The organism is Enterobacter sp. ECC-175, assembly GCF_043968675.1.
In the GTDB taxonomy this organism is placed as follows: Bacteria; Pseudomonadota; Gammaproteobacteria; order Enterobacterales; family Enterobacteriaceae; genus Enterobacter.
Genome location: NZ_CP143776.1, coordinates 69809 through 95429, shown reverse-complemented (window position 1 = coordinate 95429; position 25621 = coordinate 69809). Strand labels below are relative to the sequence as shown.

Genomic DNA, 25621 nt, shown 5'->3' with positions numbered 1-25621 from the left:
CCCCAAAAACATCTTGATGTTATTGAATTTTCAACCGGTGAACAATGAGGTGTTTGACTAAATAATAGCTGGGGACGGGAAGAAAGGACGGGCGCAATAGATGCGCCCGTAAAATTTATTCAGGTTGTGCGATTAATCGCGTTTTGCGCCACCGCGCAGCAGGCCGGACGCGCCGTCGGAATAGTCGCGCGGCATCTGTACAGGAGCCTGATCGTTGCTGGCCTCCGAGTCAGCCAGGCGGTTACGGAACGGGTTGGTTTCCGCCGTCATCTCTGGCAGCAGGCTGCTGGAGCTTTTCGCCATGTGCTGATACAGCTGACGGTAATCCGTCGCCATGTTGTCCAGCAGCTCGGCGCTACGGGCAAAGTGGCTGACCAGCTCTTCACGATACTCTTCCAGTTCAGCTTTGTTTTTTTCCAGTTCGTACTGTAATGACTGCTGCTGACGCAATTTGCGATTACCGAAACGCATGGCCACGGCACCAATGATAATGCCGACCACTAAACCGATTAGCGCATATTCCCAGGTCATGAACTTCTCCCGTTGTCTTGTGATTCCGTAGGGTGTTGGCTCGGCTCCTGCCTGTGCCTGATAATGCCACTATAACCGCTATTTCCGCAGAAGTGGAATCCTGACGTATCATCGCGTAGTGTAGAACGGCCTTTTTTTCATCAGTCACGCCCGCTGGTGAGGTTTAATTGAAGGAATAACAATAAGATTATGCAAAGCCTGTCCCCCGCATCGCGATACCAACACGCCCTGAACGAGGGCTCACACCAGCCGGATGACGTTCAGCGCGAAGCGGTTAATCGTCTGGATACCCTTTATCAGGAACTCACCGCCAAACCCGCAGAAGCCGCGCAGGGCGGTGGGCTGAAGGCCGCGTTCGGTCGGCTGCTCGGCAAGAAAGAACCGCAGGGAAATGCCCCGGTTCGCGGCTTATACATGTGGGGCGGCGTCGGACGCGGTAAAACCTGGCTGATGGACATGTTCTACCAAAGCCTGCCGGGAGCGCGTAAACAACGCCTGCACTTTCATCGTTTTATGCTGCGCGTCCACGAAGAGCTGACGGCACTGCAGGGAACAAGCGATCCGCTGGAGATTGTTGCCGACAGGTTTAAAGCGGAAACGGACGTGCTCTGTTTCGACGAATTTTTTGTCTCTGATATTACCGACGCGATGCTGCTCGGCGGCCTGATGAAAGCCTTGTTCGCGCGTGGCATTACGCTTGTGGCAACCTCAAATATCCCGCCGGATGAGCTATACCGCAACGGCTTACAGCGGGCGCGCTTCCTGCCTGCAATCGACGCCATCAAGCAGCACTGCGACATCATGAACGTGGACGCGGGCGTCGATTATCGTCTTCGCACGCTCACCCAGGCGCACCTGTGGCTTTCACCGCTGAACGTACAGACCACCGCGCAGATGGATAAGCTTTGGCTGGCGCTGGCGGGCGCTAAGCGCGAAAACGCGCCCGTGCTGGAGATTAACCACCGTCCGCTGCAAACGCTGGGCGTGGAGAATCAAACGCTGGCCGTTTCTTTTGCCACGCTGTGCGTAGACGCCCGCAGCCAGCATGATTACATTGCGCTATCGCGCCTCTTCCATACGGTGCTGCTGTTTGACGTGCCCGTAATGACGAAGCTCATGGAGAGCGAAGCCCGCCGCTTCATTGCGCTGGTGGATGAGTTCTACGAGCGTCACGTCAAGCTGGTGGTGAGTGCGGAAGTCCCTTTATATGAGATCTACCAGGGCGAGCGGCTGAAGTTTGAGTTCCAGCGCTGCCTGTCGCGCCTGCAGGAGATGCAGAGCGAGGAATACCTGAAGCTGGAGCATATGCCGTAAATGCCATCCTCTCCTCGTGGGAGAGGGGCTGGGGGTGAGGGCACCAGACCGCACAATACCCACCCCCGAAAAACCCATTCCAAATCACATTTAAGGGTCGATCTTTGACCTCAACTTCTCTATAATCTTGCGACCCCACGTTACGAGAAGGTTTTTTTCCCGAAACTTTCTATGTGTCGGCATTAGCTATTCGAAGGGGTAGGTTTGCCGGACTTTGTCGTGTGAACCTCAACTGACTAAACGTTTGGGTGTTCACCAACGTGTAACTTATTTATTTGGGTAAGCTTTTAATGAAAACTTTTACAGCTAAACCAGAAACCGTACAACGCGACTGGTATGTTGTTGACGCGACCGGTAAAACTCTGGGCCGTCTGGCTACTGAACTGGCTCGTCGCCTGCGCGGTAAGCATAAAGCGGAATACACTCCGCACGTTGATACTGGTGACTACATCATCGTTCTGAACGCAGACAAAGTTGCTGTTACCGGCAACAAGCGTACTGACAAAATGTACTACCATCACACCGGCCACATCGGTGGTATCAAAGAAGCGACCTTTGAAGAGATGATTGCTCGCCGTCCTGAGCGTGTGATTGAAATCGCGGTTAAAGGCATGCTGCCAAAAGGCCCGCTGGGTCGTGCTATGTTCCGTAAACTGAAAGTTTACGCAGGCAATGAGCACAACCACGCGGCACAGCAACCGCAAGTTCTTGACATCTAATCGGGATTATAGGCAATGGCTGAAAATCAATACTACGGCACTGGTCGCCGCAAAAGTTCCGCAGCTCGCGTGTTCATCAAACCGGGCAGCGGTAAAATCGTAATCAACCAACGTTCTCTGGAACAGTACTTCGGTCGTGAAACTGCCCGCATGGTAGTTCGCCAGCCGCTGGAACTGGTTGATATGGTAGAAAAACTGGATCTGTACATCACTGTTAAAGGTGGTGGTATCTCCGGTCAGGCAGGTGCGATCCGTCACGGTATCACCCGCGCTCTGATGGAGTACGACGAGTCCCTGCGTGGCGAACTGCGTAAAGCTGGCTTCGTTACCCGTGATGCTCGTCAGGTTGAACGTAAGAAAGTCGGCCTGCGTAAAGCACGTCGTCGTCCTCAGTTCTCCAAACGTTAATCTTTTTCTGCTCACGCAGAACGATTGGCGAAAAACCCGCTTCGGCGGGTTTTTTTATGGATAATGCGCAGGTTATCCACAAAACTATTCCATATATCTTCTCTTTTTCCACATTTCCAGAATCCCCTCACCACAAACCCATCAAAATCTGGTAAACTATCATCCAATTTTCTGCCCAAATATCGGTGAATACTCGATTTTTGTTCGATTCTTGAACAATGTGTTTTCTCTGGGATGGGCGATATTTCATCTGGCTGGCCCCGAAGGGCCAGTAGCAGTAAATTCTGAATATACCTGGAGGTTTTCATGGCTGTCGCTGCCAACAAACGTTCGGTAATGACGCTGTTTTCTGGTCCTACTGACATTTATAGCCATCAGGTTCGTATCGTGCTGGCCGAGAAGGGTGTCAGTTTTGAGATCGAGCATGTGGAAAAGGATAACCCGCCTCAGGATCTGATCGATCTCAACCCGAGCCAAAGCGTACCGACGCTGGTGGATCGCGAGCTGACCCTGTGGGAATCCCGTATCATTATGGAATACCTGGATGAGCGTTTCCCGCATCCGCCGCTGATGCCTGTTTACCCTGTTGCGCGTGGTGAAAGCCGCCTGTACATGCAGCGTATCGAGAAAGACTGGTATTCGCTGATGAACGTGATCGTAAACGGTTCATCTTCCGAAGCGGACGCCGCGCGTAAGCAACTTCGTGAAGAGCTGCTGGCCATCGCGCCGGTGTTTGGCCAGAAGCCTTTCTTCCTGAGCGACGAGTTCAGCCTGGTAGATTGCTACCTGGCACCGCTGCTGTGGCGTCTGCCAACCCTGGGCGTAGAGTTCAGCGGCCCGGGCGCGAAAGAGCTGAAAGGCTACATGACTCGCGTATTCGAACGCGACTCCTTCCTGGCATCTTTAACTGAACCGGAACGTGAAATGCGTCTCGGCCGAGGCTAATGACTGTGGAAATGTCACAACTTTCACCACGCCGTCCGTATCTGCTGCGCGCCTTCTATGAATGGCTGCTGGATAACCAGCTCACGCCGCACCTGGTTGTGGATGTGACGTTGCCGGGGGTCCAGGTTCCTATGGAATACGCGCGCGACGGCCAGATTGTACTGAATATCGCCCCGCGTGCGGTGGGCAACCTTGAGCTGGCGAACGACGAAGTGCGCTTCAATGCGCGCTTTGGCGGTGTACCACGCGTGGTTTCCGTGCCGCTGGCAGCCGTACTGGCTATCTATGCGCGTGAAAACGGTGCGGGCACCATGTTCGAGCCGGAAACGGCTTATGATGAAGATGTTGCCAGCCTGAACGATGAAGACGGTTCGTCTGAAAACGAAAGTGAAACGGTGATGTCCATTATCGACGGTGATAAACCGGACCATGCCGATGACAACGATCCGGATGACGATCCCCCGCCGCCACGTGGTGGGCGACCCGCTCTACGCGTCGTTAAATAGATTAATGCTTCTTATAAACCAGCCAGTTAACAATAACTGGCTGGTTTTTTTTGCATCATAGCCTGGCGGTGTTTTTATTATGTTATAGATGCTGATGATAAGTTTCGACTCGGTAAGCATTGATATAAAAAAATTTAAAGCAAAAATTATTAATACAGCGAATATTATAATCCTTCTTTTTCATTGAAAGTTCTAATTTTATAGCCTTAATGTATCTTATGAGTAATCCTTAATTCAGTTATTAATAAAGCTAAATTGCATATATTTATTAAAGCAATATTATGAGTGCTGGTGGTAAAGGGCGTCACATAAATGTGGTGCATTTCCGCCAACAAAATTTTCGCATATGTTAAGGATTAACACGTGAAAAAGGTTTACTTGCCACGGCTTTGCCTCTCTGTGTTACTTTCGCGGTTGCTGCAGACACCGCAGCGCTGAAAGTCGAATGTCTATTGAATAACGCAGCATTCACCCCAGAACCAAGCAGCGTGGCAGGGTGACATACGGTACAAATAATTCAGCTACTTTATCAGTTATAACCGTTAACCGTTGGGTCATAAAGCGTGATCTGTTGAAAGACTGTTAATCGGTCGTAAAGTTGAAAGGTGAGAAGAGCCTCAGTCTGAAGTACCAGCAATCTTTTTCAAAGTAACGTGAGTTAAATAAATCCAGGGGATAAATGCATAACGTGTTTATTCCTTTTTTAACAGCACGATGAACATGGAATGTAATGTAATAGGCTTCTAAGGATTTACTCATATGTCATGCTTTAAAAATGTATTATTGAAAACATTTATTACTGCTGCGTTATTCTCAGTGCAATTTACTGCGCATGCTGGCGGTATGGTCCCTGAGACCAGTCTGCTCGTTATTGATGAAGCAACGCACAGTGGAACCATTAACGTTAAAAATACCGATAGTTTTCCTTCACTTCTTTACACCAACGTTGTGGATCTTCCGAATGACAAGGGGGTGAAAGTAATTGTCACTCAGCCTGTTGTTCGTCTGGAACCGGGTCAAACTCAGCAGCTGCGTTTCATATTGCAGACAAAAGAGCCTCTGAGCGTTGAACACTATAAGCGCGTGACCTTCGAAGGTATTCCGCCGAAGAGTAGTGACAACAAGGTCAAAATTGGTATTAACCTGCGTCAGGATCTTCCTGTGCTCATCCGGCCTAAGTCCCTGGAAGTGGTCACCGATGCCTGGAAAGAGTTGAAATGGAGTGTTAACGGCACTTCATTAAAGGTTAATAACCCGAGTAAATACGTTGTTCGTCTGGCGCAAAAAATGGTGACCAAGCCATCGGGCGCGGTTGGTAAGCTTTCTAAAACCTACATCCTGCCTGGTGAAACGCTCACCGCCACGTTAGATAAAGCGGCAAATAGCGACAACAAAGTGCAATTCTTCCCGGCTAGCCGCTATGGGGTTGAAGTACCAAGTTTTACAACGGATTTAAATAAATAAATAGGGAAATGACGGTGTGTAAAAAAAGCCGCCTTGCACTTTGTGTCCGCGCGATCCTTTGCGGCACGTTACCTCTGGTGTTACTGAACTCCACTTCCCTCCAGGCGAGGGAAGTGACGTTTGATACAGGCATCATTCAGTCCCGTGGTTTAAGCATGGATCTTAACCATTACTTTGCCGAAGCGCCGCGCTTCCTTCCGGGAACGCACTCCGTGCAGGTTAAGGTCAATGGTCAGGATCGTGGAACTGCGGCAGTGCGCTTCAACGAAGACGGCGTACTGTGTATTGATAATGACTTTTTGGAGTTTGCTGGCCTCATTCCTGTTCCTCTGAAAGCCAGCGAGACGTGCCACGATATTCACAGCGATTATGCGCAGGCCGTGGTGAACTCACTGCCAAACCAGGAAGCTGTTGAGCTCTATCTTCCACAGGAAGCTATTAACAGCCTGACGGCAGACATCAAAAACTTCCAGCATGGCGGTACCGCTGGTCTGCTTAACTATTCGCTGTTTAGCACCCGTAATGAGTATGAAGGTTCTGATAATAGCCGCTATTCACAGGCGAACCTCGAAGCAGGCTTCAATGCTATGGACTGGTCACTGCGCAGCCGATATATCCTGACGGATGATAACGGAGAAAGGAATGCGGACAGTATCTATACCTATGCCGAGCATGTGTTTGTCCCACAGCGGTTGACGTTGCAGGTCGGTGAAGTTAATGCCATGTCGGATGTCCTGAACGGCGTACCGATTACGGGCGTTCAACTGATGCCAACGCCTGGTTTGCAAAAAGATAATTCCGGCGTGACGGTAACGGGCATCGCGCGTTCCCCGCAGGCTCGTGTCGAGGTGCGTCAGAACGGCCAGCTCATCTTCAGTACGTTAGTGCCGGCAGGTCCCTTCACGCTTGACGACGTGCCGATGGTGCGTAACAACGTCGATCTTGACGTCACCGTGGTTGAGACAGATGGCTCTAGCAGCCACTTTATTGTGCCGGCCGCCTCCCTGCGATCGAAGAACCTGGCGCGCCCACAGGGCCTGACGTTCTCCGCAGGCCAGGTGCGTGACATCGACAGTGATTACGACGATCCGATGGTCGTGAACGTTTCCGACGGCTGGCGCATCATGCCGTGGATGAACCTTCTCGCATCAGGCGTGGCTGCGGAAGATTACCAGGCCGTAGGGGGCAGAGCTGACTTTATGCTCACTGACCGCTGGGGCGTATCGGCAACGGCAGCCACCAGCAAATCGAACTTTGGCGAGAGCTACAAGGGTTTGAAAACGGAGTTATCAAGCGACTATGCGCTGGGCGAAAACGTAGGGTTATCAGCCTCTGCAACGCACTTTAGCAAAGACTACCGTGAACTCGCTGACGCGATGGACGATGATTTTGAACCTAACGATAACTCCTACGCAGGCAATATTAGCTTCTCATCTGGGATTGCGGGGACATTCAGCGCCGGTTTCAACTACGACCAGAGCGCGGGTGACGGGCCTGATTCGCGCTACCTGCTGCTTAGCTGGGGGAAAACGTTCAAATACGCAACTGTCACGGTGAACTGGCAGAGTGCGGTAGGAAACAATGATGATGACGATGAGCAGGATGACGATCTGCTCTACGTCAACCTGAGCATTCCTCTCGGCGGGTCTCAAAGCCTGAGCACCTATATGCGTAAGCAGGGTGACAGCACCAGTTACGGCGTTGCGAATAACGGAGCGATTGGTGATAACACCTATTACTACGTCTCAGCTGACCGGGATGAAGACTCTAAAGAAAACAATTTTAACGGCAATATCACGTCCAACCTCCACTATACCCAGCTTGGGATCGGTGGCGGCACCAGCAGCGATCACCAGCGTAACTACAATGCGACCCTGTCGGGCGGTATCGCGATGCACAAGGATGGCGTGACCTTCTCGCCTTATGCGATCAAAGACACCTTTGCTATCGCTAAACTCAGCGAGCCTAAGAGCGGCGTCGAGATATCCACCCCACAGGGAACCGTCTGGACGGACCGCTGGGGGCAGGCCGTTGTGCCGGGCTTAAGCGAATGGCGCAACTCACGCCTGGAAATCGATGCGAATAAGCTGCCTCAGAGTATGTCCCTCGCAAACGGTACTAAGTATGTCGCCGCGGCGCATGCGTCCGTCAGTGAAGTGACCTTTAAAGTGCTCAACAGCCGCCGCGTTATGCTGCGCGTGAAGCATCCTGATGGTAAGCCATTGGCAAAAGGCCTTTCGATTGTTGATGGTAAAGGAAATTACATTGTAACCAGCGTGGACGATGGGCACATCTTCCTGAGCGACGCCGATCAGCTTGATAAGCTGTATGCAATGGATGACAACAACAAACAACTGTGTCAGATCGATTTCACCCTCAGCGATAAGCGAGATGAAAACGCATTTTACGAAGAAGTGAATGGAGTATGTCGATGAACATTCAGCGAAAAATGACCCTCGCCGGGCTGCTGGCGCTCTGTTTACCTGCTGTAGCTTTTGCCGGTGACTGCCAGATCACGCTGTCGCAAACCGTGGTGGATTACCATCAGCTTCAGCGAGACAACATTGTCACCACCCAGCAGAACTGGCACAAAATGCCGGAGCGTGAAGTTAACGTGAATGTCTTCTGCCCTGAACAGCAGCAGATTGGCGTACTTCTTCAGGGGGCGGCGGGGGAAAAAGGCCGTTTTATGTTCGGTGAAAAGGGCGGCGTTGCGGTCAAAGTCGACAATATGATCATTGACGGCAAAAATTACAACGTCGGTAAAACCCTTGACCAGGTTAACTTAACGCCTGAGGGCGAAACCGCGTCATCGTTATATCTTAAAAATAACGAAACCGTTGTTGCCGTGGAAAACAACAAAGTCCCGACAGCGCAGCAGATGAGCTTTAGGGTAACGGTCTTCCCGGTGCTGAGGGATAACGCATTCAGGAACACGGCGGACGTCACGCAGCTGGAAAGCGATCTCAGCTGGAAAATTTTGACTCACTGATGTCCTGGCCTTATGGAGCGCCGTGCACCATAAGGCCATTTCCCCTCCCTTTAATTTCCTGTGTTATGATGAACTGTTTTCCTTCAATAGCACCGGACTGCAATGAAACCGACTGATCTTAAAGCTGAAAACTCTGAAGACATTCCAGGACGCAGCCTTCGTCGTCGACCGCTGGCGCGCAAAAAACTGTCCGAAATGGTGGAAGAAGAGCTGGAGCAGATGATCCGCCGAAAGGAATTTGCGCAGGGAGAGCAGCTGCCCTCCGAGCGTGAACTGATGGAATTTTTCAACGTGGGCCGCCCCTCGGTGCGTGAAGCGCTGGCGGCTCTCAAGCGCAAAGGCCTGGTGCAGATCAATAACGGCGAGCGCGCCCGCGTCACCATGCCTTCCGCTGATACTATCATCAGCGAGCTATCAGGGATGGCGAAGGATTTTCTGACCCAGCCCGGCGGTATCGCCCATTTTGAGCAGCTCCGCCTGTTCTTTGAATCCAGCCTCGTTCGCTACGCCGCAGAGTACGCCACTGACGATCAGATCGCGCAGCTGACAAAGGCGCTGGAGATCAACAGCCGGTCCCTCGACGACAATGCGCTGTTTATTCGATCCGATGTTGATTTTCACCGCGTGCTGGCGGAGATCCCCGGGAATCCCATCTTTAACGCGGTCCATGTGGCGCTGCTCGACTGGCTCATCGCTGCGCGTCCTACCGTTCCGGACGCGGAGCTCTATCAGCATAACGAAGTGAGCTACCGGCAGCATATTGCTATCGTCGATGCGATCCGTCGCCGCGATCCGGATGAAGCCGATCGGGCACTGCAAACCCATCTCAACAGCGTATCCGCCACCTGGCACGCCTTCGGCGAGAGCTCTAAAACCCAATAGTCACGATCCTTTAGTGAAGCAGATCGCAATATAGGCGTTCTGTATTCCACTGCTGCTTAATTAGTCTGGTATAACAGGTATAAAGGTATATCGTTATTACAAACATGCGACCGATTGAGGTAACTATGGCAACGCAATTACGCGGCGTAATGGCCGCGCTCCTGACCCCGTTCAATTCACCGCAGGCGCTTGATAAAGAGAGCCTGCGCCGGCTTGTTCAGTTCAATATTGCGCAGGGTGTTGATGGCCTGTACGTGGGAGGCTCGACGGGCGAGGCCTTTGTACAAAGCCTTTCCGAGCGTGAACAGGTTATGGAAATCGTGGCGGAAGAGGCGCAGGGAAAAATTACCCTGATCGCACACGTCGGCTGCGTCAGTACGGCGGAAAGCCAGCGGCTGGCGACCTCTGCCGCCCGTTACGGCTTCGATGCCGTGTCTGCCGTCACGCCGTTTTACTACCCCTTCAGCTTTGAAGAACATTGCGACCACTACCGTGCAATCATTGATTCTGCTGATGGTTTACCGATGGTGGTCTATAACATTCCGGCGCTGAGCGGGGTTAAGCTGACGCTGGATCACATCAATACTCTGGTCACGCTGCCGGGCGTCGGGGCGCTGAAGCAAACCTCCGGCGATCTCTTCCAGATGGAGCAGATCCGCCGCGCGCATCCGGATCTGGTGCTCTACAACGGTTACGATGAGATCTTTGCTTCTGGCCTGCTTGCGGGCGCGGACGGTGGGATCGGCAGCACGTACAACATCATGGGCTGGCGCTACCAGGCGATCGCCAGGGCGGTGCGGGAAGGGGATAGCGCTACCGCGCAGCGTTTACAGAGCGAGTGCAACAAGGTCATCGATCTTCTCATCCAGGCGGGCGTTTTCCGCGGTCTGAAAACGGTGCTGCACTATATGGACGTGGTTTCCGTGCCGCTGTGCCGCAAGCCGTTTGCACCCGTGGAAGAAAAATTTGTGCCAGAGCTGAAGGCCCTGGCGGAGCAGCTAATGGCGGAAAAACGCTAACGCAATGCCGTCCGGCAAACGACAGAGAAATCGTCGGGAGAGTGAAATGAGTAAGTCTACCCTAAGCATCCCGTGGTACCGCCATCTTAGCCGCCCTCAGTGGCGCGCGTTCTCCGCCGCCTGGCTGGGATATCTGCTCGATGGCTTCGATTTTGTTTTAATTGCCTTAGTGCTGACAGAAGTAAAAAGTGAATTTGGTCTGACAACGGTTGAAGCCGCGAGCCTGATTTCCGCGGCCTTTATTTCACGCTGGTTTGGCGGGTTACTGCTGGGCGCGATGGGCGATCGCTACGGGCGAAAGCTGGCGATGATTGCCAGCATTGTCCTGTTCTCCTGCGGGACGCTGGCCTGCGGTTTTGCGCCGGACTACGTAACCCTGTTTATTGCTAGAATGGTGATCGGCATGGGGATGGCGGGCGAATATGGCTCCAGCGCAACCTACGTGATTGAAAGCTGGCCGAAGCACCTGCGCAATAAGGCGAGCGGTTTTCTGATCTCCGGTTTCTCCGTGGGTGCCGTCATCGCGGCTCAGATCTATAGCCTGGTGGTGCCGGTTTGGGGCTGGCGAGCGCTGTTCTTTATTGGCATTTTGCCCATCGTCTTTGCGCTGTGGCTGCGTAAAAACATTCCCGAGGCGGAAGACTGGCAGGCGAAGCATGAGGGTAAAGCCCCGGTGCGCACGATGGTCGACATTCTCTATCGCGGCAAATACCGCGCGATAAACATGATGATGACGCTGTTTGCCGGTACCGCGCTGTGGCTCTGCTTTGCGGGCGAGCTTAACAATGCGGGGCTGGTTATGATTCTTGGCCTGCTGTGCGCCATCGTTTTCATCAGCTTTATGGTGCAAAGCAGCGGCAAACGCTGGCCGACGGGCGTTACGCTGATGGTTGTTGTGCTATTTGCCTTCCTCTACTCGTGGCCTATTCAGGCGCTACTGCCGACTTACCTGAAAACCGAACTGGCGTATGACCCGTCAACCGTGGCAAAAGTCTTGTTCTTTAGCGGATTTGGCGCGGCGGTGGGCTGCTGCGTCGGCGGCTTCCTCGGCGACTGGCTGGGCACCCGCAGGGCCTACGTCTGTAGCCTGCTGGCCTCGCAGCTGCTTATCATCCCCGTCTTTGCCATCGGCGGTGCAAACGTCTGGATTTTGGGTCTGCTGCTCTTTTTCCAACAGATGCTGGGACAGGGGATTTCCGGGATCTTACCCAAGCTTATCGGCGGCTATTTCGATACCGACCAGCGCGCCGCGGGGCTCGGCTTTACCTACAACGTCGGCGCGTTGGGGGGCGCAATTGCTCCGGTCATTGGCGCTCTGCTATCACAGAATATGCAGCTCGGCACGGCGCTGGGGTCGCTCTCCTTTGGCCTGACGTTTGTGGTTATTCTGCTCATCGGTCTGGATATGCCTTCCCGCGTTCAGCGCTGGATAAGGCCGGAAGCGCTGCGCACGCATGACGCCATTGACGGTAAACCGCTGAGCGGCACAGTGCCCTTTAGCGGCATCAGGAATAGCCTGATTAAGCATAAAGGGTAACGTAATGCGCCGTCCCTTGCCGCCGGGAGGGGGATTTCGATCCCCTGTGTTTAATGCAGCGCGCGTTATTGATCCTGAACGACTATTTTCATATCCAATTTGTAAAGGTTAGTCACAATTTTTTTTATGGCCCCAGGCTCGTAAATCGAGCGTGTTGCACATCATCACTGGCTGTAATGTATGCTTTTTAATTGGCCATATTTATGGTATGCGCAGAATAATTGATCAATAAATAATGATTCTATATATATAGAAAAAATCAAATGGTAAACTCGTTAATCAGGCCTTTACTTTGCGGTAATGGTAGTATAAAAATTAATTTCTCTCTAAATAATATTTTAAGTAGCGCTTGTTTTATCCTCGATATATCCAGTGTATGCGTATTTTTGTATTTACCCTAAATATGCATAGTTGGGTACTAATTATCTTCATCATTGTAAATACTCGTTTTTATCTAAAAATTCAATTAATACTCCCTATTTTGTAGGTTTAGTGATCGGAAAGATCGAGTGGCCTAATTTTATTAGATGGGCTTAAAAGGGTTTTTAGCGAATAATTATTGATATTCCAATTGGAGAGAAGAATACTGCTGCCCGCCTAAATGACATTATATTTCCGGTAATAATCCCTGGCAGGATTATATTGATATATGATGTTTTCTAATTATGCTCTGTAAGCTAATTGTTATGGGCGCTGTTTTCACTATTCAGGATTATATAATTTCATTGCACGCTGATAAATTTTAATAATGTCAGGTGCAGTCTATTTCTTTAAGGATGAAAAAAATGATTTCTACTGTAAAAACAACGGTTTCTGCTGCGCTGTTAATGGGTTTTGCCTCTTTTGCTAATGCTGCTGGCACGAATACTGGCACCGTAACTTTCACCGGTACGATTGAAGATTCTCCATGCTCAATTGCGGTGGGTGACGAACATCAGACCGTTGACCTGGGCCACATCGGTACGGGTTCTCTTCTGGGCGGTAAAAGCTCTTCTATGGTTGATTTTAATATCAGCCTGGAAAACTGTGCCTTTACCACGGAGAAGAATATGTCCACCGTATTCTCCGCAGCGGGTAATGAATCCACTACTAACGCGGGCAACGTCGCGCTGATGGGCGCTAAAGGCGAAATGGCAGGCTCCAGCATTGTGATCGGTAATGCTAAGGGAACCCGTATTCCACTGAGCGCTAACTCTGACCAGGCGATGACCTTAGATGGCGCAGGCGTTGCGCTGGCTAACCAGACGCTGAATTTTAAAGCATGGGTACAGGGTGATGCCGCCGTCACCAAGATTGATACCGGTGAGTTCAGCAGCGTAGTGAATTTTGCAATCAGCTATCTGTAATATCTGAGTCCCCTGCAGCATGACGCTGCGGGGCTTTTTAAAAAATCCGGGGGTACTGTAGAACCCTGGCGCCGGATTTTACTTTGTAAGAAATTATTATAAATAAGCCTGTGATCAAGGATGAATTGCTCAATGCTTAAATATTCTTCTTATCGTTTGAGCATCGTTGCGACTATTGCTGGCCTAACCTTTTTCGGCGATATTGGAAATAGTTTTGCTGAACAGCCCATCCAATTTAATACGCAGTTTCTGGATATTAAAGAAGGCGCAAAAATCAATCTGGGCCGCTTTTCGCGCAAGGGTTATGTCATGCCCGGACGCTATACGCTAACGGTACTGGTTAACCAGACTGTCGTGAGCCAGGACAGCGCAATTACCTACTCCGCCCTGAATGACAATCCTGATGAAAGCGATCCCTGCCTGACGCCCGAGCTGGTGGCATTATTTGGCCTGAAGCCTGAACTCGTTGAAAACCTGCGGTGGGGACAGGCGGGAACCTGCCTCGAGCCTCATCAGCTGGAAGGTATGGCGGCACAAACCGATCTGGGCAAATCCACGCTCACGGTGATTATCCCGCAGGCCTGGCTGGAATACGCCGATGCCGACTGGGATCCGCCGTCGCGCTGGGATGAAGGCATTTCCGGTCTGCTGTTTGACTACAGCGTGAACAGCCAGTGGCAGCGCCCGGAGCATGATGCGGGTGACCGCTACGACGTCAGTGGCAACGGTACCGTGGGGGCGAACCTCGCTGCCTGGCGTTTGCGCGCCGACTGGCAGGCCAGCTACCTCCGTGCAGAGGCGGATGAGAAGGACGACGACGCGTTTTCCTCGTCGCAAACTGAGCGACGCTGGGACTGGAGCCGCTACTATGCCTACCGCGCAATCCCGGCGCTGCGCGCGCAGCTGAAGCTGGGCGAAGACGCGCTGGTTTCCGATATTTTTGACAGTTTTAACTACGCTGGCGCCAGCCTGGTCACCGACGATCGGATGCTGCCGCCAAACCTTCGCGGCTACGCGCCGGAAATTTCCGGCGTCGCGCGCACCAATGCAAAAATCACGGTCACCCAGCAGGGGCGCGTGATCTATGAATCTCAGGTCCCGGCCGGTCCGTTTCGCATTCAGGACATTAACGAAACCGTCTCCGGCGATCTGCACGTCAGAATTGAAGAGCAGAACGGCCAGGTGCAGGAATATGACGTCAGCACCGCCTCCATCCCTTACTTAACCCGTCCAGGCCAGCTGCGCTACAAAGTCGCGGTGGGCCGACCTCAGGATTGGGACCACCACATGGAAGGCTCGCCGTTTTCCACGGCTGAGCTTTCGTGGGGCATGACTAACGGCTGGTCGCTGTACGGCGGCGGGATTGGTGAAGAGGATTATCAGGCTCTGGCGATCGGTATCGGCCATGATATGGCGGCGTTAGGCGCGCTGTCGTTCGATGTCACTCACTCCCGGGCCAGCGTACCGGAGGGCAGCGACTATGGCGACGGCATGCTTCAGGGGAACTCATATCGCACCAGCTATGCGAAGGATTTTGACGAACTGGACAGCCGTATCACCTTCGCCGGCTACCGTTTCTCAGAAGAGAACTACATGACCATGGATGAGTACCTGGACGCTAACAGCGGCGACGGTGAACGCGTTCGCTCGGGTCATGATAAAGAGATGTACACGTTGACCTACAGCCAGAGCTTCAGCGATTTGAACGTCAATGCCTACATTAATTTTACCCATCGCACCTACTGGAACCGCCCGAGCCAGGACAGCTACAACCTGACGCTATCGCACTTCTTTTCCGTGGGGCAAATACGCAACCTCAGCTTATCCATTAACGGTTACCGCAATGAATATGACGACGAGGCGGATGACGGCGTGTTTGTCTCGCTCTCCGTGCCGTGGGGCACCGAGCGGACCTTAAGCTATAACGGCTCGTTCAGTGGGGGCAATAACAGCAGCCAGGCGGGCTACTACGAGCGGCTGGACGATAACAATAACTACCAGATTAACGCCGGTCACGGCGACACCGGCGCGACGCTGGATGGCTACTACCGGCACCAGGCCAGCGTCGCCGACGTGGATGCCAGCCTGAACTACCAGGAAGGCGAGTATACCTCTGGCGGCCTGTCGCTGCGCGGCGGTGCGACGCTCACCGCGAAAGGCGGGGCGCTGCACCGCAGCGGCGTCACGGGCAGTACGCGTCTGCTGGTTGACGTTGACCAGCAGGCGGATGTGCCGGTCGGCGGCTACGGCACGCCGGTATATACCAACGTTTTTGGGAAAGCGGTGCTGACCGAGGTGAACGATTACTACCGCAACCAGGTGAAAATCGACGTCACGAAACTGCCGGAAAACGCCGAGGCGATTAACTCGGTTACCCAGGCAACGCTGACGGAAGGGGCCATCGGCTACCGTCATCTGGAGGTGGTCAGCGGCGAAAAGATGATGGCGGCGATCCGCCTGCGCAACGGCGACTCTCCGCCGTTTGGTGCCGAGGTGAAGAATGCACGTCAGCAGCAGGTGGGGATCGTCGACAGCGACGGCAGCGTATTCCTGATTGGCGTGAACGCGGGCGAAGCCATGCAGGTGAGTTGGGACAATCAACCTCAGTGTGAAGTGACGCTGCCCGCGCCGTTGCCCGCCGATCTCTACAGCGGCCTGCTGCTACTGTGCCAGGGCGGTGCGCTGCCGCAGGAGACGCAGCCCGTGCCCCAGCCCATGCTGCAACAACAAACCAGACTCATGGCGGACAAAGCGCCAGAACGGCTTTCGTCCCGTCAACGCGTTACGCATAACGGAGAATAATTGACCATGAAAGGATATCGCCTTCGTCCAAAGGCAATCGTGCTGCTGATTGCCAGCCTGGCGCTTGGGGCATGTAGCGCGCAAGCCGCTATCGCCCCCGATCGTACACGTCTGGTATTCAAGGGCGATGAGAAATCGATCGGGATCGATCTGAAAAACGCCAGCGACAAACTGCCGTACCTGGCACAGTCCTGGGTAGAAGACGAAAAGGGCAATAAAATCACCTCGCCGCTGACGGCGATCCCTCCTGTGCAACGCATTGAAGCGCAGTCGATAGGTCAGGTAAAAATTCAGGGAATGCCGGCGTTAAGCGCCCTGCCGCAGGATAAAGAGACGCTGTTTTTCTATAACGTGCGCGAAATTCCGCCGAAAAGCGATAAGCCGAACACGCTGCAGATTGCGCTGCAGACCCGCATCAAGCTGTTCTACCGTCCGGCGGCAATCGCGAAAGTGGACGCCCGGCATCCCTGGCAATACAAGGTTACGCTGGCCCGCCGGGACAACGGATGGCAGGTCAACAACCCTACCGCGTGGTATGTGATTGTCAGCGACGCCGCCGACAAGGTGAACGGCAAAACGGCACCCGGATTCGCGCCGCTTGTCGTCGCGCCGGGCAGCAGTCAGAGCATGGCCGTGAAGGTGAGCGACCTCGGCACGTCGCCGGTGCTGACCTACGTTGACGACTACGGCGCACGCCTGCCGCTGGTATTTACCTGCAGCGTCAACCCGTGCGCCGTGAACGAAGAGCAGACCCGAAAAGCGCACACGCGTTAGTAAGGGCCATGAGATGACGCGACACACGACAATTCGCTCTGCCATTTTACTGCTGTTGGTCAGCGTAGCGGCTTCGCCGTGGGCGGCAAATAAAACGGTGAACCTGAAGCTGATTATCGCCATAAACGCACCTCCGCCCTGTACGGTCACTGCCCCGACGGTAGAGTTCGGCACGATAATGACGACAAACGTTGATGGCAGTAGCAATGCAAAACAGGTGCCCTACAACCTGATTTGTTCCGGTGGCGCCAGCGATTATCTGAAAATGCAGATCCAGGGAACGGCAATGACGGTAAACGGTGAACAGGTTTTAAAGACGGATGTGAATGGATTAGGTATTCGCCTGCAAACGCAGGCGGATAAAACGCTGTTGCCCGTAGGGACGTCCAGCTGGTGGAACTTTCAGCCTGGCAGAACGGATCCGGTGTTAGAAGCTGTGCTCGTGAAGTCAGCAGGAACAACGCTTACGGCAGGAGAGTTCAATGCAGCGGCAACGCTGGTGGTGGAGTATCAATGAATAAATTCGCACTCGCGCTAGTGCTGTTCGCCAGCGGCACCGCACAGGCAGCAGATAATCTGAAATTTCATGGCACGTTAATTGCGGGGCCAAAATGTACCATCGATAACGCCCAAACGATCGACGTGAATTTCAATAACGTGCTGATCGAGAAGATCGACGGCAGCAATTACAGCCAGCCGGTTCCCTACACGATTACCTGCGATTCCACTTATCGCGACGAGGCGATGTCCATGACGTTGACGCTGAGCGGCACGCCGGTGGAGTTTAACAACGCGGCGGTGGCGACAAGCGTCGAGGGGCTGGGAATTGAGCTACGGCAGAACAATACGCCGTTTACGATCGGCAGCAACATTACCATTCAGGAAGCCTCCAGGCCGACGCTGACGGCGGTGCCGGTGAAGAAAAGCGGGGCGACGCTGAAGGAAGGGGGATTTGAAGCGTGGGCCACGCTACAGGTGGATTACCAATGATCGTATGCCGAAAGGCCGGGCGGATGCTGGCGTGCATCGGCATGCTGGCGTTTTCCGCTGCGCAGGCCAGCGTGGATAACCTGCGCTTTCGCGGTAACCTGGTCGCCAGCGCCTGCACGGTGGTGGTGAACGGCGGCACGCTGGCGGAGGTGGCCTTTCCGGTACTTAGCGCAGGTGATTTACTGCGTGCGCCCTCCGCGCCGCAGCCCTTTACCCTGCAGCTTAACGACTGCGACAGCGCGCTCAGCAGCGGCGTGCGGGTGACCTTTACCGGCACGGAGGCCGCCGGGTTAAAGGGGTACCTGGCGCTGGATGCCAATTCGACGGCGGGCGGCGTGGCCATTGGCATCAGGACGCTAACGGGTAGGGTGGTAGATATTAATAACGCCGCCGGGACCACCTTCACGCTGGTGCCGGGCAGCAACCAGCTGGCGCTGAATGCGGTGGTGCAGGCGATTTCGTCCTCCGGCATCTCTGCCGGCTCGTTTTCCGCGTCGGCAACGGCCAATTTTGAGTATCTGTAAGATGAACAAAAAAATAGTGCTGGCGGCCCTGCTGCTGTTTTTAGGCTTCAGTTCAGGCGGCATGGCGCAAAGTAAGCAGAAAGTAGGCAATACCTTTCAGGGGGTGAATATTTATTATGGCGCCGGGAAAATGGCCGCCACAACCGTTGATATTAATACTATGGTGGCAACCCCGAAGGGTGTGTATTACGGCGTATACAGTATGCCGCCTAAGAAAAACCAAAATGCGACGCTTAAATCATGGAGCGGTCCTGGTACCGCGCCGGTATTAACGCTGAGAAGCTTCCAAAACGTTGATTATTCTCTTTGCCCAGGCATTGACCGCAGCCTTTACAGCTGTCGCCACAATATTTTTGATATTACGGTTTCACAGGATAACGACGGCTGCCCCTGGCTCACGACGACCTACGCCTACAGCTATCCCACCACGGCGACGAATATCGGATCCTATCGCGGCCCGACGGTACGTGACTCACGATGTTCCGTACCGGTTGCCACCTACGACGTCTCCTGGTCGCCCAGTGCTATGCAGCATGAGAAGGTGCTAAAGGTGGTGCCAAATGGCGGAACGGTTAACGCCACGCTGCATACCTACCTGATGGAAAGCAGCATGCTGTGTGACGGCAGCAAGTTCGACGAACGCGGTGCGGGGTGCCGTTATGTTGCAACCGGGACAACGCTAACGGTGCTGGGGTGTGATAACCCGATTGTCACTACCACGGCGGTAGCGCATCCGATAACGGACAAAGAGCTGCATGATATTAACGTTGCCGTTAACACGAAGAGCGTAGGTTCAGGGACGATCAACGCGACCTGTAATTTCCAGTATATTCTTGAACAGCTATAGCGCTGCACATCAGGCGGAGGCGTTTTTCCTCCGCCTGATGTTGTGACTACACTTCCAGGTAGTTCAGGATCCCGTCAGCCGCCTTGCGGCCTTCGGCAATCGCCGTCACCACCAGATCCGAACCGCGCACGATGTCGCCACCGGCGAAGATTTTCGGGTTGCTGGTCTGGAAGGCGTTGTCGCTGCCTTCCGGCGCAATGACGCGGCCCTGTGAATCCAGCTCGACGCTGTGCTTCGCCAGCCACTCCATGCTGTGAGGACGGAAGCCGAACGCCATGACAACGGCGTCTGCCGGGATCACGTGCTCAGAGCCGGCCACGATTTCGGCGCGACGACGGCCTTTTGCATCCGGCGCGCCCATCTCGGTGCGCGCCATCTTCACGCCGCTCACCCTGCCGTTGGCATTCACTTCCACGCCCAGCGGCTGGATGTTGAACTGGAACTCCACGCCCTCTTCGCGCGCGTTTTTCACCTCGCGCTTAGAGCCCGGCATGTTCTCTTCGTCACGGCGATAGGCGCAGATGACGTGCGCCGCGTTCTGACGAATCGAGGTACGCACGCAGTCCATCGCGGTATCACCGCCGCCCAGCACCACCACGCGTTTACCTTCCATGCTGACGAACGGCTCGTCGGCGGTTTCGCCGTAGCCCATCAGCTGTTTGGTGTTGGCAATCAGGAACGGCAGCGCGTCGTACACGCCCGGCGCGTCTTCGTTCTCAAGCCCGCCGCGCATGGACTGATAGGTGCCCACGCCGAGGAACACGGCGTCGTAGTCCTTCAGCAGATCGTCGAGCTGCACGTCGCGGCCCACTTCCACGTTCAGCTTGAACTCAATGCCCATGCCGGTGAAGATTTCACGGCGGCGGGTCATGACCTCTTTTTCCAGCTTAAAGGCCGGAATGCCGAAGGTCAGCAGACCGCCGATTTCCGGATGGCGGTCGAAAACCACCGCCTTCACGCCGTTGCGGGTCAGGACGTCCGCACAGGCCAGGCCCGCCGGACCCGCGCCGATAATCGCCACGCGCTTGTCGGTTTGACGCACGCCGGTCATATCCGGACGCCAGCCCATCTCGAACGCCTTATCGTTGATATAGCGCTCAATGTTGCCGATGGTCACCGCGCCGAACTCGTCGTTCAGCGTGCAGGAGCCTTCACACAGACGATCCTGTGGACAGACGCGGCCGCACACTTCCGGCAGGGTGTTGGTCTGGTGAGACAGCTCGGCGGCCTCAAAAATACGCCCTTCGTTGGCCAGCTTCAGCCAGTTCGGGATGTAGTTGTGTACCGGGCATTTCCACTCGCAGTACGGGTTGCCGCAGGACAGGCAGCGGTCCGCCTGCGCCTTGGCCTGGCCTTCTGAAAACGGCTCGTAGATTTCAACAAATTCGATTTTACGGATCTTCAGCGGTTTCTTTGGCGGATCAACGCGCTGCAGGTCGATAAACTGGTATACGTTCTGGCTCATTGCTACCCCTTACTGCGCCTGCACGCGCAGCTCTGCTGCGCTACGACTACGGTGACCCAACAGGGCTTTAACATCGCTCGACTTTGGCTTAACCAGCGCGAATTTCGCCGAGAATGCCGGCCAGTTCGCCAGGATCTCTTCGCCGCGCGAAGAACCGGTATGCTGCACGTGTTCGGTAATCAAACCGCGCAGGTGTTCTTCGTGGATAGCCAGCGTATCAACGTCCAGCACTTCCACCAGCTCCGGGTTCACGCGCTTGCGGAACTCGCCGTCTTCGTCCAGGACGTACGCAAAACCGCCCGTCATGCCTGCGCCGAAGTTCACGCCGGTTTTACCCAGCACGCACACGATCCCGCCCGTCATGTATTCACAGCCGTTATCGCCGATGCCTTCCACCACGGTGATGGCACCGGAGTTACGCACCGCAAAACGCTCGCCCGCACGGCCCGCGGCAAACAGACGGCCGCCGGTCGCGCCGTACAGGCAGGTGTTACCGATGATGCTGGCCTCGTGGCTGCGGAAGGCGGAACCGACCGGAGGACGGACCGCCAGCAGGCCGCCCGCCATGCCTTTACCGACGTAGTCGTTGGCATCGCCGGTCAGGTACAGCTCAACGCCGCCCGCGTTCCACACGCCGAAGCTCTGACCCGCGGTACCGCTGAAGTGCGCGGTAATCGGATCGGCTGCCAGCCCCTGGTCACCGTGCGTCTGCGCGATGTAGCCGGAGAGCGAGGCGCCCACGGAGCGGTCGGTGTTGCGGATATCAAACCAGAACGTTTTGCTCTGCTTGTCGTCCACGTACGGTTTTGCCTGCTGCAGCAGCTGCGCGTTCAGCACGCCGTTGTCGAACGGCGGGTTGTTTTCGGTGCAGTACACCGCTTTGCCAGCTTTAGGCTGCGCGGTTTCCAGCAGCTTGCCCAGCGCCAGCTTCTGCTGCTTGGCGGTAAAGCCTTCCAGCTCTTTCAGCAGGTCGGTACGGCCAATCAGGTCGACCAGGCGCTTCACGCCCAGCTGCGCCATCAGCTCGCGGGTTTCGCGGGCGATGAAGTCAAAGTAGTTGGTCACTTTGAACGGCAGGCCGTGATAGTGATTCTTACGCAGCTTCTCGTCCTGGGTCGCCACGCCGGTTGCGCAGTTGTTCAGGTGGCAAATACGCAGGTATTTACAGCCGAGCGCCACCATCGGGCCGGTACCGAAGCCGAAGCTTTCCGCACCCAGAATCGCCGCTTTAATGATGTCGAGGCCGGTTTTCAGGCCGCCGTCCACCTGCAGGCGGATCTTGTGGCGCAGGCCGTTAGCCACCAGCGCCTGCTGGGTTTCCACCAGGCCAAGCTCCCACGGACAGCCCGCGTATTTCACGGAGGAGAGCGGGCTTGCGCCGGTACCGCCGTCGTAGCCGGCGATGGTGATCAGGTCCGCATAGGCTTTCGCCACGCCGGTGGCGATGGTGCCCACGCCCGGTTCGGAAACCAGCTTCACGGAGATCATCGCTTTCGGGTTGACCTGCTTCAGGTCAAAAATCAGCTGCGCCAAATCCTCGATAGAGTAGATATCGTGGTGCGGCGGCGGGGAGATCAGCGTCACGCCCGGCACGGAATAACGCAGTTTGGCGATGTACGGGGTGACTTTATCACCCGGCAGCTGGCCGCCTTCGCCCGGTTTTGCACCCTGAGCGACTTTAATCTGGATCACGTCGGCGTTGACCAGGTATGCCGGCGTCACGCCAAAGCGGCCGGAGGCGACCTGCTTGATGCGGGACACTTTGTTGGTGCCGTAGCGCGCCGGATCTTCACCGCCTTCACCGGAGTTCGAGTTACCGCCGATGCTGTTCATGGCTTCCGCCAGCGCTTCGTGGGCTTCCGGGCTTAGCGCGCCGATGGACATCGCGGCGGTGTCGAAGCGTTTAAACAGCTCGGACGCAGGCTCAACGTCGTCAATGCTGACCGCTTCATCCCCTGGATTCAGGGCAATCAGGTCGCGCAGCGTCGCCGCCGGACGGTTATTGACCAGCTCGGCATACTGCTGATAATCGCTATATTCGCCGCTCTGAACCGCCTGCTGCAGCGTGCGCACCACGTCCGGGTTGTAGGCGTGGTATTCGCCGCCGTGAACGTACTTCAGCAGCCCGCCCTGATCCAGCGGCTTGCGCGCCAGCCAGGCGCGTTTCGACAGATTCACCAGATCCTGCTGGAAGTCAGCAAATCCGGCGCCGCCGATGCGGCTGACCACGCCTTTGAAGCAGAGGTTAGCAACGTCATCGTGCAGGCCGACCACTTCAAAAAGCTTCGAGCAGCGGTAGGAGGCAATCGTCGAAATGCCCATTTTGGACATGATCTTGTACAGGCCTTTGTTGATGCCGTTACGGTAGTTCAGCATCACGGCGCGGTAGTCTTTCTCGATCGCGCGGGTATCGACCAGCTTCGCCAGCGTTTCGTAGGCCAGGTACGGGTAGATTGCCGTCGCGCCAAAGCCCAGCAGCACGGCAAAGTGGTGCGGATCGCGCGCGCTGGCGGTCTCAACGATAATGTTGGCGTCGCAGCGCAGGCTCTTGTCCACCAGGCGCGTCTGGATCGCCCCCACGGCCATTGGCGCAGGCACCGGCAGACGGTTTTTCGCGATGTTGCGGTCAGACAGTACCAGCAGAACGGTGCCGTTTCGCACCATCTGCTCGGCTTTGTCGCACAGCGCCTTCACCGTCTCTTCGAGGCTCGCTTCGTTCACGTCGAAGGTAATATCGAGCGTGTCCGCGCGGTAGTGCTCCTCTTCCATGGTGGTGAGCTGTTTGAAATCGGAGTAGAGCAGGATCGGCGACTTGAAGGTCAGGCGGTGCGCCTGGCCTTCGGCCTCGCAGAAGACGTTCATCTCGCGGCCGATGCTGGTGGCCAGCGACATTACGTGCGCTTCGCGCAGCGGATCGATTGGCGGGTTGGTCACCTGCGCAAACTGCTGGCGGAAGTAGTCGTAAATGATGCGCGGCTGGCTGGAGAGCACGGCAAACGGCGTGTCGTCGCCCATTGAGCCGACCGCTTCCTGGCCGTTTTCACCGAGCACGCGGATCACCGAGTCCAGCTCTTCCGCGCTGTAGTTAAACTGTTTCTGGAAGCTCGCGAGGGCGTCGTCGTCCATCTCGCGGCTGCCAACCTCGTCATCAGAGAGGTCTTCGAACGGCACCAGGCGGCGAACGTTTTTCTCCATCCACTCTTTGTACGGGTGGCGGCTCTTCAGATCGTTATCGGTTTCAGCGGAGTGCAGTATACGCCCGCCGCGGGTATCGATAACCATCAGCTCGCCCGGGCCAACGCGGCCTTTCTCGACCACTTCGTCAGGCTGGTAGTCCCAGATACCGACTTCAGAGGCGCAGGTGATGAGCTTGTCTTTGGTGATGACGTAGCGCGCCGGACGCAGGCCGTTACGGTCCAGGTTACAGGCGGCGAAGCGGCCGTCGGACATGACGATGCCCGCCGGGCCGTCCCACGGCTCCATGTGCATGGAGTTAAAGTCGAAGAACGCGCGCAGCTCCGGGTCCATATCCGGGTTGTTCTGCCAGGCCGGCGGCACGAGCAGGCGCATGGCGCGCACGATGTCCATCCCGCCCGCCAGCAGCAGCTCAAGCATGTTATCCATGGAGCTGGAGTCCGAGCCGGTTTCGTTGACGAACGGCGCGGCATCGTGAAGGTCAGGGATCAGCGGGGTCTGGAACTTATAGGTACGGGCGCGCGCCCACTGGCGGTTGCCGGTGATAGTGTTGATCTCGCCGTTGTGCGCCAGGTAGCGGAATGGCTGCGCCAGCGGCCAGCGCGGCACGGTGTTGGTGGAGAAGCGCTGGTGGAACAGGCAAATGGCCGATTCCAGACGCAGGTCCGCCAGGTCCAGGTAGAAGCGCGGCAGGTCAGCCGGCATACAGAGACCTTTATAGATGTTCACCAGGTTGGAGAGGCTACAGACGTAGAACTCTTTATCATCCTGAAGACGTTTTTCAATGCGGCGGCGGGCGATAAACAGGCGGCGCTCCATATCGCGTGGACGCCAGCCCGCAGGCGCGTTGACAAAAATTTGTTCAATACGAGGCAGCGAGGAGAGGGCAATTTCACCGAGCACCCCTTCATTGGTTGGCACATCGCGCCAGCCAACAATCGACAGGGTTTCACGCTGAAGTTCTTCTTCGACGATGCGGCGCGAGGCGGCTGCCTTTTCAGGGTCCTGATTCAGGAACAGCATGCCGACGGCGTAGTTTTTGGCTAAACGCCAGCCGCGCTCTTCCGCCACTATGCGGAAGAAACGATCCGGTTTTTGCAGCAGTAGGCCGCAACCGTCGCCCGTTTTACCATCGGCAAGAATAGCGCCACGGTGCTGCATTCGGGCCAGTGCGTGAATAGCAGTACGCACTACCTTGTGGCTAGGTTCGCCTTCTATGTGGGCGATCAGGCCGAAACCACAGTTATCCTTCTCAAGGGATTTATCGTACAACATATCAGTGAACCTCCCCAGGCTCGTCGGGCTTCCCACTGAACTTTACCGTGGCGCGCAGGCGCAGAAAGAGCATGGCGACGGGGTTT

21 protein-coding genes are annotated in these 25621 nt (G+C 55.2%); 18 read left to right on the top strand and 3 right to left on the bottom strand.

The window, feature by feature from the left end; all coding sequences use genetic code 11:
• Nucleotides 1-132 precede the first annotated feature (132 nt).
• Nucleotides 133-531, bottom strand: a complete 399-nt coding sequence (gene zapG, locus V1599_RS00470; RefSeq protein WP_112013128.1) for a Z-ring associated protein ZapG — start codon at nt 529-531, stop codon at nt 133-135.
• Between the two features lie 189 nt (nt 532-720).
• Here zapG and zapE point away from each other — a divergent pair, with 189 nt between their 5' ends.
• From zapE to V1599_RS00380, 18 genes are all read left to right on the top strand, one after another.
• On the top strand, nt 721-1845 hold the full coding sequence (zapE, locus tag V1599_RS00465) for a cell division protein ZapE (protein WP_297116788.1): 1125 nt from the start codon (nt 721-723) through the stop codon (nt 1843-1845).
• Between the two features lie 290 nt (nt 1846-2135).
• Nucleotides 2136-2564, top strand: a complete 429-nt coding sequence (gene rplM / locus V1599_RS00460) for a 50S ribosomal protein L13 (protein WP_003860434.1) — start codon at nt 2136-2138, stop codon at nt 2562-2564.
• A 15-nt stretch (nt 2565-2579) separates the two neighbouring features.
• A complete protein-coding gene (gene rpsI, locus V1599_RS00455; protein ID WP_003025138.1) occupies nt 2580-2972 on the top strand; it encodes a 30S ribosomal protein S9 in 393 nt (130 codons plus the stop codon).
• Between the two features lie 306 nt (nt 2973-3278).
• The gene (gene sspA, locus V1599_RS00450; RefSeq protein ID WP_003860438.1) at nt 3279-3917 is read left to right on the top strand and encodes a stringent starvation protein SspA; all 639 of its coding nucleotides are present in this window, start codon (nt 3279-3281) and stop codon (nt 3915-3917) included.
• Nucleotides 3918-3922: 5 nt separating this feature from the next.
• Nucleotides 3923-4423: a ClpXP protease specificity-enhancing factor gene (sspB, locus tag V1599_RS00445; RefSeq protein ID WP_297116768.1), complete on the top strand. Its 501-nt coding sequence runs from the start codon at nt 3923-3925 to the stop codon at nt 4421-4423.
• 759 nt (nt 4424-5182) lie between these two features.
• Nucleotides 5183-5887: a fimbria/pilus chaperone family protein gene (locus V1599_RS00440; protein WP_297116764.1), complete on the top strand. Its 705-nt coding sequence runs from the start codon at nt 5183-5185 to the stop codon at nt 5885-5887.
• A gap of 8 nt (nt 5888-5895) precedes the next feature.
• The gene (locus V1599_RS00435; RefSeq protein ID WP_395300868.1) at nt 5896-8322 is read left to right on the top strand and encodes a fimbrial biogenesis outer membrane usher protein; all 2427 of its coding nucleotides are present in this window, start codon (nt 5896-5898) and stop codon (nt 8320-8322) included.
• Nucleotides 8319-8879, top strand: coding sequence for a hypothetical protein (locus V1599_RS00430; protein ID WP_181573223.1), 561 nt, complete (start codon nt 8319-8321; stop codon nt 8877-8879). Before V1599_RS00435 ends, V1599_RS00430 begins: the two co-directional genes overlap by 4 nt.
• Before the next feature lie 102 nt (nt 8880-8981).
• Entirely contained in the window at nt 8982-9761 is a 780-nt protein-coding gene (gene nanR, locus V1599_RS00425) for a transcriptional regulator NanR (RefSeq protein WP_395300867.1), read from the top strand.
• A 125-nt stretch (nt 9762-9886) separates the two neighbouring features.
• The gene (gene nanA / locus V1599_RS00420; protein WP_395300866.1) at nt 9887-10780 is read left to right on the top strand and encodes an N-acetylneuraminate lyase; all 894 of its coding nucleotides are present in this window, start codon (nt 9887-9889) and stop codon (nt 10778-10780) included.
• 46 nt (nt 10781-10826) lie between these two features.
• Entirely contained in the window at nt 10827-12317 is a 1491-nt protein-coding gene (locus V1599_RS00415; protein WP_395300865.1) for an MFS transporter, read from the top strand.
• Between the two features lie 785 nt (nt 12318-13102).
• Nucleotides 13103-13663, top strand: coding sequence for a fimbrial major subunit StfA (gene stfA, locus V1599_RS00410; protein WP_395300864.1), 561 nt, complete (start codon nt 13103-13105; stop codon nt 13661-13663).
• 132 nt (nt 13664-13795) lie between these two features.
• Nucleotides 13796-16465, top strand: a complete 2670-nt coding sequence (locus V1599_RS00405; RefSeq protein ID WP_395300863.1) for an outer membrane usher protein — start codon at nt 13796-13798, stop codon at nt 16463-16465.
• Between the two features lie 6 nt (nt 16466-16471).
• Entirely contained in the window at nt 16472-17239 is a 768-nt protein-coding gene (locus V1599_RS00400) for a fimbria/pilus periplasmic chaperone (RefSeq protein WP_395300862.1), read from the top strand.
• 13 nt (nt 17240-17252) lie between these two features.
• Nucleotides 17253-17756: a fimbrial protein gene (locus tag V1599_RS00395; protein WP_395300861.1), complete on the top strand. Its 504-nt coding sequence runs from the start codon at nt 17253-17255 to the stop codon at nt 17754-17756.
• Nucleotides 17753-18229, top strand: coding sequence for a fimbrial protein (locus tag V1599_RS00390; protein WP_112010932.1), 477 nt, complete (start codon nt 17753-17755; stop codon nt 18227-18229). Before V1599_RS00395 ends, V1599_RS00390 begins: the two co-directional genes overlap by 4 nt.
• Nucleotides 18226-18753, top strand: a complete 528-nt coding sequence (locus V1599_RS00385) for a fimbrial protein (protein WP_395300860.1) — start codon at nt 18226-18228, stop codon at nt 18751-18753. Before V1599_RS00390 ends, V1599_RS00385 begins: the two co-directional genes overlap by 4 nt.
• A 1-nt stretch (nt 18754) precedes the next feature.
• Complete coding sequence (locus V1599_RS00380) at nt 18755-19600, top strand: StfH/YfcO family fimbrial adhesin (protein WP_395300859.1); 846 nt, start codon at nt 18755-18757, stop codon at nt 19598-19600.
• A 46-nt stretch (nt 19601-19646) separates the two neighbouring features.
• Here the strand turns inward: V1599_RS00380 and V1599_RS00375 are convergent, their stop codons facing one another.
• Together V1599_RS00375 and gltB are read right to left on the bottom strand one after the other, a co-directional pair.
• A complete protein-coding gene (locus tag V1599_RS00375; RefSeq protein WP_395300858.1) occupies nt 19647-21065 on the bottom strand; it encodes a glutamate synthase small subunit in 1419 nt (472 codons plus the stop codon).
• Nucleotides 21066-21074: 9 nt separating this feature from the next.
• Complete coding sequence (gltB, locus tag V1599_RS00370; protein WP_395300857.1) at nt 21075-25535, bottom strand: glutamate synthase large subunit; 4461 nt, start codon at nt 25533-25535, stop codon at nt 21075-21077.
• Nucleotides 25536-25621: the final 86 nt, after the last annotated feature.

Coding starts and splice junctions, on each gene's coding strand:
- zapG (WP_112013128.1), bottom strand. CDS start 531: ATGACCTGGGAATATGCGCTAATCGGTTTAGTGGTCGGCATTATCATT.
- zapE (WP_297116788.1), top strand. CDS start 721: ATGCAAAGCCTGTCCCCCGCATCGCGATACCAACACGCCCTGAACGAG.
- rplM (WP_003860434.1), top strand. CDS start 2,136: ATGAAAACTTTTACAGCTAAACCAGAAACCGTACAACGCGACTGGTAT.
- rpsI (WP_003025138.1), top strand. CDS start 2,580: ATGGCTGAAAATCAATACTACGGCACTGGTCGCCGCAAAAGTTCCGCA.
- sspA (WP_003860438.1), top strand. CDS start 3,279: ATGGCTGTCGCTGCCAACAAACGTTCGGTAATGACGCTGTTTTCTGGT.
- V1599_RS00440 (WP_297116764.1), top strand. CDS start 5,183: ATGTCATGCTTTAAAAATGTATTATTGAAAACATTTATTACTGCTGCG.
- V1599_RS00435 (WP_395300868.1), top strand. CDS start 5,896: ATGACGGTGTGTAAAAAAAGCCGCCTTGCACTTTGTGTCCGCGCGATC.
- V1599_RS00430 (WP_181573223.1), top strand. CDS start 8,319: ATGAACATTCAGCGAAAAATGACCCTCGCCGGGCTGCTGGCGCTCTGT.
- nanR (WP_395300867.1), top strand. CDS start 8,982: ATGAAACCGACTGATCTTAAAGCTGAAAACTCTGAAGACATTCCAGGA.
- nanA (WP_395300866.1), top strand. CDS start 9,887: ATGGCAACGCAATTACGCGGCGTAATGGCCGCGCTCCTGACCCCGTTC.
- V1599_RS00415 (WP_395300865.1), top strand. CDS start 10,827: ATGAGTAAGTCTACCCTAAGCATCCCGTGGTACCGCCATCTTAGCCGC.
- stfA (WP_395300864.1), top strand. CDS start 13,103: ATGATTTCTACTGTAAAAACAACGGTTTCTGCTGCGCTGTTAATGGGT.
- V1599_RS00405 (WP_395300863.1), top strand. CDS start 13,796: ATGCTTAAATATTCTTCTTATCGTTTGAGCATCGTTGCGACTATTGCT.
- V1599_RS00400 (WP_395300862.1), top strand. CDS start 16,472: ATGAAAGGATATCGCCTTCGTCCAAAGGCAATCGTGCTGCTGATTGCC.
- V1599_RS00395 (WP_395300861.1), top strand. CDS start 17,253: ATGACGCGACACACGACAATTCGCTCTGCCATTTTACTGCTGTTGGTC.
- V1599_RS00390 (WP_112010932.1), top strand. CDS start 17,753: ATGAATAAATTCGCACTCGCGCTAGTGCTGTTCGCCAGCGGCACCGCA.
- V1599_RS00385 (WP_395300860.1), top strand. CDS start 18,226: ATGATCGTATGCCGAAAGGCCGGGCGGATGCTGGCGTGCATCGGCATG.
- V1599_RS00380 (WP_395300859.1), top strand. CDS start 18,755: ATGAACAAAAAAATAGTGCTGGCGGCCCTGCTGCTGTTTTTAGGCTTC.
- V1599_RS00375 (WP_395300858.1), bottom strand. CDS start 21,065: ATGAGCCAGAACGTATACCAGTTTATCGACCTGCAGCGCGTTGATCCG.
- gltB (WP_395300857.1), bottom strand. CDS start 25,535: ATGTTGTACGATAAATCCCTTGAGAAGGATAACTGTGGTTTCGGCCTG.